This is a genomic window from Pseudomonas sp. R3-52-08 (assembly GCF_003851745.1).
Classification (GTDB): domain Bacteria; phylum Pseudomonadota; class Gammaproteobacteria; order Pseudomonadales; family Pseudomonadaceae; genus Aquipseudomonas.
The window spans coordinates 3692935-3706436 of the sequence record NZ_CP027730.1; the positions used below are offsets into that span (position 1 = coordinate 3692935).

Sequence of the window (13502 nt, forward strand, 5' to 3'; positions counted from 1 at the left end):
CGCATCTGCCTGAAAAAGAGCGGCAGTCTACCACCGCTCCTGTTCTTCACAGCTCCTGTGCCTCAAAGCTCGGCGGCGAGACGCGAGCCCTGGTTGATGGCGCGCTTGGCGTCCAGTTCGGCCGCCACATCGGCACCGCCAATCAGGTGCACGTGCTGCCCGGCGGCGACCAGGCCGTCGTGCAGTTCGCGCAGCGGGTCCTGGCCGGCGCAGATGACGATGTTGTCCACCACCAGCACCTGGGGCTCGCCCTCGGCGCCGATGCGGATGTGCAGGCCTTCATCATCGATCTTCAGGTATTCGACGCTGTTGAGCATCTGCACCTGTTTGTTTTTCAAGCCGGTGCGGTGGATCCATCCGGTGGTCTTGCCCAGGCCGTCGCCGACCTTGGACGCCTTGCGTTGCAGCAGGAACACCTCACGCGCCGGTGCATGCCGCTCGGGCTTGATCCCGGCCACGCCGCCACGGGCCTCAAGCAGGGTGTCGATGCCCCACTCCTTCCAGAACGCTTCACGGTCCAGGCTGGTAGACACGCCCTGATGCACCAGGAATTCCGACACGTCGAACCCGATGCCGCCAGCGCCGATCACCGCCACACGCTTGCCCACCGGCTTGCGCTCGAGGATCACATCCAGATAACTCAGCACCTTGGCGTGTTCCACACCGGGGATCGCCGGGGTACGCGGCGCGATACCGGTGGCCAGGATCACCTCGTCATAACCGCCCGCCACCAGTTGCGCCACGTCGACACGGGTGTTGAGGCACATCTCGACATGGGTAGTCTGCAATTTGCGCTTGAAGTAACGCAGGGTTTCAAAGAACTCTTCCTTGCCCGGCACACGCTTGGCGATGTTGAACTGGCCGCCGATCTCGCTGGCGGAATCGAACAGCGTCACCTGGTGGCCGCGCTCGGCGGCCACCGTTGCCGCCGCCAGGCCGGCGGGGCCGGCGCCGACTACCGCGATTTTCTTGATCTGCTTGACCGGCAGGTAATTAAGCTCGGTTTCATAGCACGCCCGCGGGTTGACCAGGCAAGTGGTCAGCTTGCCGCCGAAGGTGTGGTCCAGGCACGCCTGGTTGCAGCCGATGCAGGTGTTGATCTCGTCGGCGCGCCCGGCCGCGGCCTTGTTGACGAACTCCGGGTCGGCGAGGAACGGCCGCGCCATGGAGACCATGTCGGCGTCGCCTTCGGCGAGGATCTGCTCGGCGACTTCGGGGGTGTTGATGCGGTTGGTGGTGATCAACGGGATCTGTACCGCCCCGCGCAATTTGGCGGTGACCTTGCTGAACGCCCCGCGCGGCACCTTGGTGGCGATGGTCGGAATGCGCGCTTCGTGCCAGCCGATGCCGGTGTTGATCAGGGTCGCACCGGCCTGCTCGATGGCCTTGGCCAGCTGCACGACTTCGTCCCAGACGCTGCCGCCCTCAACCAGGTCGAGCATCGACAGGCGGAAGATAATGATGAAATTCGGGCCTACCGCTTCACGCACCCGGCGCACGATTTCCACGGCCAGGCGCATGCGGTTTTCAAAGCTGCCGCCCCAACGGTCGGTGCGGTGGTTGGTGTGGGCGGCGAGAAACTGGTTAATGAAGTAGCCCTCAGAACCCATGATTTCCACGCCGTCGTACTCGGCGACCTGGGCCAGCAGCGAGCAGGTGACGAAATCCCGGATCTGCTTCTCGATGCCCTCCTCGTCCAGCTCCTTGGGCTTGAACGGGTTGATCGGCGCCTGGATCGCGCTCGGCGCCACTTGCTTAGGGCTGTAGGCATAACGCCCGGCATGCAGAATCTGCATGCAGATCTTGCCACCGGCGTCGTGCACGGCTCGGGTGACGATCTTGTGTTTTTGCGCCTCTTCGTCGGTGGTCAGCTTGGCCGCACCGGCATACACGCCGCCTTCATCGTTCGGGCCGATGCCGCCAGTCACCATCAGGCCGACGCCGCCACGGGCACGCTCGGCGAAGTAAGCCGCCATGCGCTCGAACCCGCCGGGCTTTTCTTCCAGGCCAGTGTGCATGGAGCCCATCAGAGTGCGGTTGCGCAGGGTGGTAAAACCCAGGTCCAACGGGGCCAGCAAATGCGGGTAGGCAGCAGCGGTCATGGTACAGCTCCACAACGGATCATCACGGGACGTGGAGGGCTCGAATGGCACCCCATCGGTTTATGTCCCACAGACTAAGAGGCGATCACCTACCGCTCAATGACTGAAACTGACAAGTTATTGATCCAAATGCACAGCACCCCTTGGCAAGCCAGGCCATGGGCCCTACCCTAGTCGCGAACCCTGCCCCCGGTGTGTTGTCTGTTGCCCCATGCGTAAATTACTCGTGTTCACCGTCTCCATGGCCCTGGTTGCCGCCCTTGCCGCGTATCTGGTCTGGACCCAGGAGCGCCCCGTGGGGCATTACCTGTCAGACCTGCGCATCACCCTCGCCGTCAACGAAGGCCAGCCGGCCGAGCGTGGCAACCTGCTGGGCATCCAGCCGGAGCTGTTCCCTGCCGACTACCAGAGCCTGGAACGCTTGCACTTGAAGCTCTCGGCCTATCTGCAAAAGGCCCGTGAGCTGGGCTTGATCAACGACAAGACCATCGTGGTGCTGCCCGAGCACATCGGCACCTGGCTGATGCTGGGCGGCGAGAAAAACGAGCTGTACCAGGCGCCTCATCTCAGGGACGCAATGAACTGGTTGTCAGTCAGCAACCCGGTGCAGTTCATGCGCGCCTGGATCAGCGCCACCGGCGAGAACCGCATGGACGATGCGTATTTGCGCATGAAAGCGCCGGGCATGGCGCGCGATTACCAAGTGCTGTTTGGCGGCCTGGCCAAGGAGTTCGGCGTGACCCTGGTGGCCGGCTCCATCGCCCTGCCCAACCCGAGTGTCAGCCTGGGGCAACTGCAGGTCGGCCACGGCGCGCTGTACAACGTCAGTCTGGTGTTTGCCGCCGACGGTTTGCCCCTGGGCCAGCCGCAACGTCAGCTGTATCCAATCTACGACGAACGCGGCTTTATCGAGCCGGGCGATGAAAACATCGTCAGCGTGGTCGACACCCCGGCCGGGCGCCTGGGCATCCTGATCGGCAGCGACAGCTGGTACCCGGATAACTACCGCAAGCTCAACGATCAAGGCGCCCAATTGATCGCAGTGCCGGCCTACGTGACCGGGCGCGACACCTGGGACCGCCCGTGGCGCGGCTTCAAGAGCGTGTCGACGCCGTCGGAAGTCAGCCTCAAGCCCGAAGAAACCAGCGAGGGCGAAGCCTGGCGCCGCCTGACTTTGATCAGCCAGCCACCGATCAGCCAAGCCACGGCGGGCATGAGCGTGTTTTTGCGTGGGCAGTTCTGGGAACTGGGCAGCGCCGGGCAAAGCTTTCTCAGCCGCAACGGGCAACTGTTCGCCGATGGCGATGCCCGTGGCGCGCGCCTGCTGAATATCTGGCTGTAGCCGCGTGAAGCCGGTACGCCTGGGAGATTTGTCGGTGGGCTTCGTGCATACCTTGGCCGATGCCGTGCACAGCCACGGCTTGGACCCGCAACCGCTGCTGCTGCAATACGGCCTGGACCCCGCCCGCCTGGCCGAAGCGGGCGCGCGGTTGTCGATACCGCGCTATATGCGCCTGGGCCATGCGGCCATCCAACTGACCGGCGATGCGGGGCTGGGCCTGCGCATGGGCCAGCTCAGCCGCCTGAGCCAGGCCGGGCTCGCCGGTGTCACCGCGGCCCAGGCACCGAATGTGCGCGAAGCCGCGCGTACGCTGACGCGTTTCGAACCCTTGTATGGCTCCAACTACCGTGGGCAATCGAGTTTTCATGAGGACGCCGAAGGCGCTTGGCTGCGGTTCTATTCGATCAGCCCTTACAACGCCTACAACCGCTTTGTGGTGGACTCGATCATCGCCGGCTGGCTGCATCAACTGTCGAGCCTGGCGCAACAAAGGGTGCAGGCCCAGCGCATCGAAATCGAGTTCGAGGCTCCCGAGTACAGTGAGCGGTATGACGTGCTGGGGTCCGCACCGGTGCAGTTCGGTGCCGAGAACAATCAACTGCGTCTCAGCCAACCTACCCTCGCCCTGCGCAACCCGCACCACTGCCCGAGTACCTGGCAGCTGTTGCTGCAACTGTGTGAACGGGAACTGGAGCAGCTGACGCGCACCCGCAGCCTGCGCGAGCGCATTACCCGGTTGCTCGGGCCGATGCTCAATGGCGGCCGGGAACCCGACCTGGAAGAAGTGGCGGCACGCTTGAAGCTGCCCACTTGGACACTGCGCCGCAAACTGGCCGACGAGGGCACCCAGTTCCGTGCGATTCTCAACGACACCCGCCGCGACCTGGCCATGACCTACATTCGCGATACGGAACTGGCTTTCGGCGAGATCGCCTACTTGCTCGGTTTCGCTTCAGCCCAAGCCTTCCAACGCGCCTTCAGGCGCTGGAACAACCAGACCCCAGGGGAATTTCGCCGCAGTCAGCGGCATTCCGCCTGAAGTCGGGCTTACAGTTCGGTGGCATCGTCGACCGGGTCCAGCGGGTCGAATTCGAATGCCTGGTACTCCAATAGTTCTTCCTGGTAATCGTCCATGGGGGACTCCTTGTTGAGTTAAAAGCGGCCGCACGATTAATGACCTGCACGATCAGCCTAAAGTGCCGTCATGACGAAAAAATGTCTGCGCCATGACGGCTCTGCTCTCGAAGATTAAACGCATCGGCGGCGGACTGATTTAGCGGCTTAGCGCTGACGCGCAATTGCAATCATTGCAATTGCAATTACCAGTCAAATTCCATTAGGGTAGACCCTCTGTTGCCAGGAGCCACGCCCATGCCCGCCTCTACCGCGAACGCTGCGCAATTGTGCATCGACGCACTCACCCCCTGCGCATCCACGCGCAACTCGCCGCTGTACACCATCATGACCATGGCCAACACCTTGGAATCGAGCCGCCAAGCCTGGGTGATTCGCGGGCAGTCACGCAGTCGGCGCGTGGGCAGCTGGCCCACCTGGTTTGCGCGCAACACCGGCGAAAAACCGCTGCTCTACCTGCACAGCGTGACGTCGTCCGCGCAGCTGTGCGCATTGTCAGACCAGACCGCCCAGCGCGGCATCTTGTGCAACGCCAGCGAAACCCAGCCATCGCCTTGGCCGAAGGGCGCGCAGCCGTCGTTGCCATTGTGGCTGTCGGCCAATCCACGCTGCACGCCCTACGACCCCGCCTCGGGCGAAGAAGCACAGGCGATCGTGCTGGCGGGGTTGCGCACGTTATATATCGACGGCACGCCGGGTTTTTATTACCTGGCGTTACATGACCAAGAAAGCGCCATCGCACCGCAGACGCTGGACCGTGAAGGCATAGTCAAGGGCATGTACTCCGTGCGGCGACCGGGCGCAGGGGCGACAGTGCACCTGCTCGGTGCCGGCCGGGCACTGGAGGAGGTGATACACGCGGCGCAGTTGCTGGAAGATGAATGGGGCATCGCGGCGCACGTCTGGAGTTGCCCCAGTTACACCCGGTTGGCCCGCGAGGCGGCGGCCGCTGAGCGCTGGAACCGCCTGCATCCGCATGCGCCCAGGCGCAGCTGCCATCTGCGCGACTGCCTGGCGGGGAGCCGCGCCCCGGTAGTTGCCGTCACCGGATACCCGCAGGCGGTTGTCGATCAGTTGGCGGCGCATGTTGATACGCGCTTCGTGGCGCTGGGCGCAGGCTCCGTGCAGGCAGCCGCACCGAACCGGTATTGGATTGTGGTGTTGGCGCTCAAAGCCTTGGCCGATGAGGGGCATCTGGACACACAAAAAGTGAAAGACGCCCTGCAACGCTATGGCCTGATATGAGCGGAAACGCGGCACCTCAGGTTTTGCGTCGACTGCGGGTTTGTACACCCGCCTCCATGGCCAGCCCCGCCGTACGCTCCAGCGCATCGGCAAAGGCCCGGCGATGCTCAGGCTCGATCTGCGACAGGAACAGCTCGTCCACAGTGCTTTCGTAGATCTTCCACATTTTTTTGCGCAGGGTCCGGCCTGCCTCGGTGATTGAGGCAAACGCCGCCCGACCATCACCGTCGGAACGCGAGCGCACCACCAGGCCGTCTTTTTCCAGGCGGTCGACCAGACGCGTGAGGTTGTAACGCTCGATGGCCAGTACATCGGCCAGTTCATGCATACGGCGAGTGCCCTCAGGACCGCTTTCCAGTCCCCACAACGCGTCGTACCAGGCATACGGCGGCAGTTGCGCCTCGGCCAACCGGCGCTCGATTTCACGGATGACCGTCCTGTGGGCCCTGACAAAACGGAACCATACATCAGGCTCTTTCGACGACATGCACCACCATCCGGGGAATTTCAAGAAGGTTGCAATAGTAGCTCATCCCGGGCTAAATTCGGGCATGTCGTTGCAATTGCAACTATAACCGCGCCACGCCCACAAGGCGTTCGCCGCCTGGAATCCGCTTACCCTGGAGCCTCATATGAACCCGAATAACGCCGCGTCCCTGGACAACGATCCGCAGGAAACCCGCGAGTGGCTGGACTCCATCGAATCGGTGCTGTCGGCCGAAGGCCGCCCCCGCGCCCACTACCTGATCGATCAGTTGCTGGATTTCGACGTCGCGCGCCACGGCGACTTTTACGGACGGGTGACCACCCCTTACGTGAATACCATTGCCGTCGATCGCCAAGTGCCCTACCCCGGCAATCTGGACATCGAACGCCGCACCAACGCATTTATCCGCTGGAATGCCATGGCGATGGTATTGCGTGCAGGCAAACACTCCGGGGTGGGTGGGCATATCGCCACCTATGCGTCAGCCGCAGTGCTGTACGACGTAGGCTTCGACCATTTCTTCCGAGGCCGAACTGACACGTTCGACGGCGACCTGGTGTACATCCAGGGCCATTCCTCCCCCGGCATCTATGGCCGCGCATATCTGGAAGGCCGTATCAACGAAGCCCAACTGGACAACTTTCGCCGCGAGGCCGGCGGCGAAGGCCTATCGTCATACCCTCATCCACGGCTGATGCCGGACTTCTGGCAATTCCCTACGGTGTCCATGGGGCTCGGGCCGATCACTGCCGCGTACCAGGCGCGTTTTATGCGTTACCTGGAGTTTCGCGACCTCAAGCCACACCAGGGTCGCAAGGTCTGGGCGTTCCTGGGCGATGGCGAAATGGATCAGCCGGAATCCCTGGCCGCCATTTCCGTCGCTGGCCGTGAAAAACTCGACAACCTGATCTTTGTGGTCAACTGCAACCTGCAGCGCCTGGACGGCCCGGTGCGCGGTAATGCCAAGGTGATCCAGGAGTTCGAGAGCCTGTACCGCGCTGCTGGCTGGAATGTGATCAAGGTAATCTGGGGCGGTGGCTGGGATGCGCTGCTGGAAAAGGACCACAGCGGCCTGCTGCGCCAACGCATGATGGAATGCGTGGACGGTGACTATCAGAATTACAAATCCCAGAATGGCGCCTACGTACGCGAACACTTCTTTGGTAAATATCCGGAGTTGCTGGCACTGGTTGCAGATATGTCCGACGACGACATCTGGAAACTCTCACGGGGCGGGCATGACCCGGACAAGGTCTACAACGCCTACGCCGCCGCAGTGCGGCACAAGGGCCAGCCCACGGTGATCCTGGCCAAGACCGTAAAAGGCTTCGGCATGGGCGAAGCCGGCGAAGGCCAGAACATCAACCATCAATTGAAGAAGATGGGGGCCGACGCGGTGAAAGCCTTCCGTGACCGCTTCGGGCTGGAAGTGGCGGATGACCAGCTCGACGAAATCCCCTACCTCAAACCCGCCGCCGACAGTGTCGAAGCCCGCTACTTTGCCGCCCGACGCCAGGCCCTGGGCGGCTATGTGCCCGCTCGGCACAGCAGCGTCGCGCCGTTGACGATCCCGCCGCTGTCCGCCTTCGCCACTCAACTCAAGGACACCGGCGAGCGCGCGATTTCCACCACCATGGCCTTCGTGCGCATCCTGGGCACGCTGCTCAAGGACCCACATCTGAGCAAGCTGATCGTCCCCATCGTGCCGGATGAGTCGCGCACCTTCGGCATGGAAAGCCTGTTCCGACAGATCGGCATCCACTCCGCCGTCGGCCAGCTGTACACCCCGCAGGACGCTGGGCAACTGAGCTACTACAAAGAGAGCAAGGACGGACAGATCATGCAGGAAGGCCTGAATGAATCGGGTGCTATTTCCTCGTGGATCGCGGCGAGTACGTCCTACAGCAACCACGGCCTGATGACCGTGCCTTTCTATATCTTCTATTCGATGTTCGGCTTCCAGCGCGTCGGCGACCTGGCCTGGGCGGCCGGAGATGCGCGGGCCCGCGGTTTTCTGCTGGGGGCCACGGCCGGGCGCACTACCCTGATGGGCGAAGGCTTGCAACATGACGACGGGCACAGCCATATCCTGGCGTCAGTGATTCCGTGCTGCGTGGCCTATGATCCGACCTTTGCCTACGAGCTGGCGGTGATCATTCGCGAGGGCATGCGCCGTATGTATGTCGAGCAGGAGGATATCTACTACTACATCACCCTGCTCAATGAAAACTACCCGCACCCGGCGATCCCCGAAGGCGTGGAGGATGGCATTCTCAAAGGTATGTACCCGTTGAGCACACACCCCGACGCACAGGTGCAATTGATGGGCAGTGGTTCGATTTTGCGCGAAGTGATCGCCGCAGCGGCCCTGCTTGAGCAGGACTTTGCCGTACACAGTGATGTATGGAGCGCCACCAGCCTGACTGAGCTGCGCCGTGACGGGCACGCAACAGAGCGCTGGAACCTGCTGCATCCGGAGGCTGAGCCACGCCTGAGCTACGTGGAGCAGTGCCTCGTCGGTAAAGCCGGGCCAATGGTGGTGGCAACGGACTACATGAAATTATTCGCAGACCAGATCCGCCCTTTCGTACACGGCCGCCGCTTTGTGGCGTTGGGAACCGATGGTTTCGGGCAGTCGGATACGCGGGAAGCGCTGCGCGAGTTTTTTGAAGTGGATCGACACTTCATCGTGCTGGCTGCCCTGAAGGCACTGGCAGATGACGGCGTGATAGGCCGTGACAAAGTCGTGGAGGCCATCAGCCGCTACGGGATCAATGCCGACAAGGCAGACCCCGTAGCGGTGTGAATCACTGCGCAGGCGTTGGCAGGGGTGGAATCGCCTCTGTCGGCGCTGGCAGGTTCGGGTTGGTCGGCGCCGGCGCGGGCTCCGCTGCCGGGGCCGGTGCGGTGTCCGGTACGGGCTCCGGCGCTACGCTCGGCGCGATCGGTGCGGCTTCGGCTGGCGGTGCAAGCGGTTGCGCAGCGGCAGGCGTTGCCGGTGTCTCCTGGGGCGCCTCGACCTTCTCGGCGGCCGGTGCAGCCTTCGGCTCAGGCATACCAAGCTCATCCTTGGGCTTCTCGGGGATGTGCGCAGCCTGCTTCACTTCCTGGGGCAGGAACACATCCACCAATGCAAAGTAACGCTCATAGAACTTGGGCGCCGACACGGTCTCGCTCGCCACCTTGACCATCGAGTCATCGGTGGAGCCGATCGGCATCGACACCGAACCCAGTACCCCTACCCCGAGACTCGCGGAGTTGTTGACCTTCTTCAGGGCATAGCGGTCCTGCAAGGCGTTGGCAAACATCGTCGAATGATTGCTGCCTTTGCCATCCGCGGCACACACCACGTTGAAACTGATCTGCAGGTGGCTTTCGCCGGTCTGCTGGAAACTCTTGTTACCGGCCACCAACTTCGGGTCGCTGCTGGTGATGATATAGCCCTGGCTCAGCAAGGCACGACGCGCGGCTTCACAGGCCGCCACATCGCTTACCGGGTAATCGCGGGAAAACGTACCGGAATCGTCGAAATTCTCATGTTCGTAAATAGCGGTCTTGGGCGACGAGCAACCCGCCGCGCCCGCCAGCACCAGCGCCAACCCTAGGTTTCGCAAGTGAAATGATGTCGACATCGAAAATCCTGAGAAAAACAGTCCGGGCGGTATTGTGCAACAGAACGAGGCGTTGGCGCGCGCATTCCTGTCGGTAAAACGTCACAGGCTTTTGGGACCGGTGCCGCTGACTATGACAAGTTTGTTTACAACTTATTCCCCAACTTCCTATTATCGCCCTGGGTGCGCTGCTGCATATGGCACAGCGCAGGTTAAAGGATAAGCGTTGGTCGGGCCGCCAATGGAGATCTGTCGTGCCTGATAAACACCCTGCCATCCCTCGTCCTCAGCGTTTGACCGAGGGCGCACTGTCGGCCCTCGAGCGCTTTTCACGAATTGAAGCCGTCAGCGGCATCGTCCTGCTGCTGGCTGCCATCGTCGCATTGATCTGGGCCAACAGCCCGGCGGCCGACACCTATGAGCACTTCTGGAACACGCCGGTCACCCTTGGGTTGGGCGACTACAGCGTGTCGCGCTCCCTGCATTTCCTGGTCAACGATGGCCTGATGACCATCTTCTTCCTGGTGGTGGGCGCCGAGATTCGTCAGGAAATCAAGGACGGCGCGCTCGCCAACCTCAAGCTGGCCACGCTGCCATTGGGCGCTGCGCTGGGCGGCGTACTGATGCCGGCGCTCATCTACACCCTGCTCAACCACGGCACCGCCGCCGCCAGTGGCTGGGCCGTGCCCACCGCGACGGACATCGCCTTTGCCGTCGGCGTGCTGGCACTGTTGGGTAAGTCGATTCCCGGCGGCGTGCGTATTTTGCTGCTGGCCCTGGCGATTATCGATGACATCGTGGCGATCCTGATCATTGCCGTTTTCTTCACCGCCAGCCTCGATTACATGGGGCTGGTGATTGCCGTCGCCGGGCTGGCGCTGGTGCTGGTTTTCCAGCGCATGGGCATCAGCAAGGCCGCGATCTACCTGTTGCCAGGGGCGATTGTGTGGTTCGGCCTGCTCAAGACCGGCGTTCATCCGACGCTCGCCGGCGTGATCCTTGGGCTGATGACCCCGGTTAACTCCAAGCCCACCACCGAGCGCCCGCTGGACACCATCGGCCGCACGTTCAACGAATTGATGGAGCGCTTTTCCCAGTCGCCTGAAGGCCCAGGTCACGTTACCCAGCCGTTGAAGCAATTGCGCGAAGCACAGCGGGAAATATTACCGCCAGTGCAGCGGGTCCAATCGGCGCTGCATCCATGGGTGGCGTTCGGCGTGATGCCGCTGTTCGCCCTGGCCAATGCGGGTGTCAGCCTGAGCGGCTTCAACCTGGACGATCCCCTGCCCCAGGGTGTGTTCATGGGCGTCATCTTCGCCCTGGTGCTGGGCAAACCCATCGGCGTGATGCTGGCGAGCATCACGCTGGTCAAGCTCAACCTCTGCAAGCTGCCGGACGGCGTTACCTGGACAGGTGTTGGCCTGGTGGGTCTGCTGGCGGGGATTGGTTTCACCATGTCGATCTTCATCTCCTCCCTGGCCTTCTCCGACCCGGCTTTGCTGGCGGCGGCCAAGCTGAGCGTATTGACGGCCTCGACCCTGGCGGCGGTCATCGGCCTGAGCTGGGGCAAGCTCAAGTTCTCAGGCAAGAAATCTGAGAGCTAAGCGCCACCGCCATAAGCGTGCGGCGTAAAAAGCGGCCGACCGGCGCTCCAAACGACGTCAATCGCGATAGCGCAACGCATCCACGAGGAGGCTGAACGCTTGTGTGGGTTGGCGTCGACTTGGGTAGTACAGGTGATATCCGGAAAACGGCGGGCACCAGTCCTCTAGAACACGAATTAAGCTGCCGTGTTCGATGTCCGATCTCACCTGCTCTTCAGGTAGGTACGCGAGCCCTTGACCTGATCGAGCCCCCATCAAAATGAGGGACGCAGATCCAACAACAAGCTGACCGTCCACATGGACGTTTACAGCTCGACCGTTCTTCTCGAATTCCCAAGCGTACAGTCCACCATGTGTAGGAAGTCGCAGGTTGATGCAGTTGTGAAACGTCAAGTCGGAGGGCGCCTGCGGCTGTCCGTACTTCTCGAAGTACACGGGCGTACCGACTACCGCCATGCGCATGTCCGGCCCTATCCGGGTGGCTATCATGCCTTGCGCGACCGTTTCGCCAGGTCGAATGCCAGCATCGAAACGCCCGCCCACGATATCTGTCAGCCCTACATCTACGACAATTTCAATTTTGATTTCTGGGTACAGAGGAAGGAATTTCTCCAGCTTGGGCCAGAGCACGGTGGCCGCGGCGTTTTCGGTAGCCGCGAGGCGCAGAGTACCTCTGGGATTTTCGCCCAATGCAGTAACCGCTTCTAACTCCGCATCGACCTCCGCAAACCGCTGGCCGACCGATTGCAGCAGGCGCTCGCCGGCCTGAGTGGGTGACACGCGCCTGGTCGTCCGAGTGAGGAGCCTTACGCCCAAGCGCGTCTCTAATGCCCGCATCGTTTGGCTCAGCGCCGACTGGGAGACACCCAGTTGCTTCGCTGCTTTGGTAAAGCTTTGTTCTCGTGCAACCACTAAAAACGTGACGAGGTCGGAAGCGGTCTGCTTGTGCATTGATAAGCCCCCCTTATATATCTAATCAATTTTAAGCACGTTATCAGAACCAATCGTGGCTGTTACTTTAGTTTCTGATCTAGCGCAGCCTCGCTGCCGAGTGAAAGGAAGGAAATTCTGATGGCATACGAAAAAGGCACAGCCCATAAGGCTTTTGGCGATGTAGCTCCGGCGCTTGCCGAATACACCGATAACCTGCTGTTCGATGATGTGTGGAAACGGCCCGGTCTCTCACCTCGTGACCGCAGCCTTGTAACCATCACCACCCTGATTGTGCTTTACCGTCAAAACGAGTTGCCGTACCACCTTAAGCTTGCCCTTGAGAATGGCGTGACCCGTGAAGAAATCATCGAAACGATCACCCATCTGGCGTTCTATGGCGGCTGGCCCGTCGCGGCGACCGCACTGAATACCGCTCGTAAGGTGTTCGAGGAGACCGGTAAATAAGCAGGGCCTGTGAATATTTTCCGCAACGCAGGTGCCCACTGACGTGGCAGCTGCCGCCCACTATCGGTGGCGCATTACGTGCTCAAGCCACCCGCGACTAAGAGAGAATTCCATGAGTGATTCAGACCTAACCATCATCCGCAACGGAACCAAGCCATCTGCAAAGGGCCCTGACACTTGGTTCACTGGCTCGGTTCGTATCGACACTATGTTCCAGGCAACAGCACCTGGTCGAGCAACGGGCGCCATCGTCACGTTTGAGCCATCCGCGCGCACCTTTTGGCATTCTCACCCGGGGGGTCAAACGCTAGTGGTATTGACGGGTGTCGGCTGGGTTCAATGCGAAGGTGGCCAGCGAACCGAGATTCGCGCGGGTGACGTAGTCTCCTGTGCTTGCGGGAAACGGCATTGGCACGGCGCTGCTGCGACGACTGCGATGTCCCATTTCGCGGTCACCGAAACGATCGATGGCAAGAATACTGACTGGATGGAGCCGGTGACCGACGAACAATACCTCGGCGGTGCGCTCGTAAGCTGACCACGTTGGCGTCGATGCTGTGATGGATGGCTACGTTGGCA

At 61.6% G+C, this 13502-nt stretch carries 11 protein-coding genes; 7 read left to right on the plus strand and 4 right to left on the minus strand.

Translation table 11 applies throughout. The features are described 5' to 3' along the window. Positions 1 to 62: 62 nt before the first annotated feature. Entirely contained in the window at positions 63 to 2102 is a 2040-nt protein-coding gene (locus C4J91_RS16835; RefSeq protein WP_124363373.1) for an NADPH-dependent 2,4-dienoyl-CoA reductase, read from the minus strand. Positions 2103 to 2313: 211 nt separating this feature from the next. Here C4J91_RS16835 and C4J91_RS16840 point away from each other — a divergent pair, with 211 nt between their 5' ends. From C4J91_RS16840 to C4J91_RS16850, 3 genes are all read left to right on the plus strand, one after another. Continuing rightward, positions 2314 to 3444 (plus strand): carbon-nitrogen hydrolase family protein, encoded by a 1131-nt coding sequence (locus C4J91_RS16840; RefSeq protein ID WP_124363374.1) that lies wholly within the window; start codon positions 2314 to 2316, stop codon positions 3442 to 3444. A 4-nt stretch (positions 3445 to 3448) separates the two neighbouring features. Continuing rightward, on the plus strand, positions 3449 to 4483 hold the full coding sequence (locus C4J91_RS16845) for an AraC family transcriptional regulator (protein ID WP_124363375.1): 1035 nt from the start codon (positions 3449 to 3451) through the stop codon (positions 4481 to 4483). A 332-nt stretch (positions 4484 to 4815) separates the two neighbouring features. After that, the gene (locus C4J91_RS16850) at positions 4816 to 5823 is read left to right on the plus strand and encodes a pyruvate dehydrogenase (RefSeq protein ID WP_124363376.1); all 1008 of its coding nucleotides are present in this window, start codon (positions 4816 to 4818) and stop codon (positions 5821 to 5823) included. A 16-nt stretch (positions 5824 to 5839) separates the two neighbouring features. Here the strand turns inward: C4J91_RS16850 and C4J91_RS16855 are convergent, their stop codons facing one another. Further along, entirely contained in the window at positions 5840 to 6310 is a 471-nt protein-coding gene (locus tag C4J91_RS16855) for a MarR family winged helix-turn-helix transcriptional regulator (protein WP_124363377.1), read from the minus strand. Between the two features lie 145 nt (positions 6311 to 6455). On the opposite strand from C4J91_RS16855, the gene aceE reads away from it, so the two are divergent. Continuing rightward, positions 6456 to 9116 (plus strand): pyruvate dehydrogenase (acetyl-transferring), homodimeric type, encoded by a 2661-nt coding sequence (aceE, locus tag C4J91_RS16860; RefSeq protein ID WP_124363378.1) that lies wholly within the window; start codon positions 6456 to 6458, stop codon positions 9114 to 9116. A gap of 1 nt (position 9117) precedes the next feature. Here aceE and C4J91_RS16865 read toward each other — a convergent pair whose 3' ends face one another. Next, positions 9118 to 9942: a DUF2242 domain-containing protein gene (locus tag C4J91_RS16865; protein WP_124363379.1), complete on the minus strand. Its 825-nt coding sequence runs from the start codon at positions 9940 to 9942 to the stop codon at positions 9118 to 9120. A gap of 233 nt (positions 9943 to 10175) precedes the next feature. Here C4J91_RS16865 and nhaA point away from each other — a divergent pair, with 233 nt between their 5' ends. Next, positions 10176 to 11525, plus strand: a complete 1350-nt coding sequence (gene nhaA, locus C4J91_RS16870) for a Na+/H+ antiporter NhaA (protein ID WP_124363380.1) — start codon at positions 10176 to 10178, stop codon at positions 11523 to 11525. Between the two features lie 57 nt (positions 11526 to 11582). Here the strand turns inward: nhaA and C4J91_RS16875 are convergent, their stop codons facing one another. Continuing rightward, positions 11583 to 12476, minus strand: a complete 894-nt coding sequence (locus C4J91_RS16875) for a LysR family transcriptional regulator (RefSeq protein ID WP_124363381.1) — start codon at positions 12474 to 12476, stop codon at positions 11583 to 11585. A 120-nt stretch (positions 12477 to 12596) separates the two neighbouring features. On the opposite strand from C4J91_RS16875, the gene C4J91_RS16880 reads away from it, so the two are divergent. Then, a complete protein-coding gene (locus tag C4J91_RS16880; RefSeq protein ID WP_124363382.1) occupies positions 12597 to 12923 on the plus strand; it encodes a carboxymuconolactone decarboxylase family protein in 327 nt (108 codons plus the stop codon). 112 nt (positions 12924 to 13035) lie between these two features. Continuing rightward, complete coding sequence (locus C4J91_RS16885; protein WP_124363383.1) at positions 13036 to 13461, plus strand: cupin domain-containing protein; 426 nt, start codon at positions 13036 to 13038, stop codon at positions 13459 to 13461. The last annotated feature ends 41 nt before the right edge of the window (positions 13462 to 13502 follow it).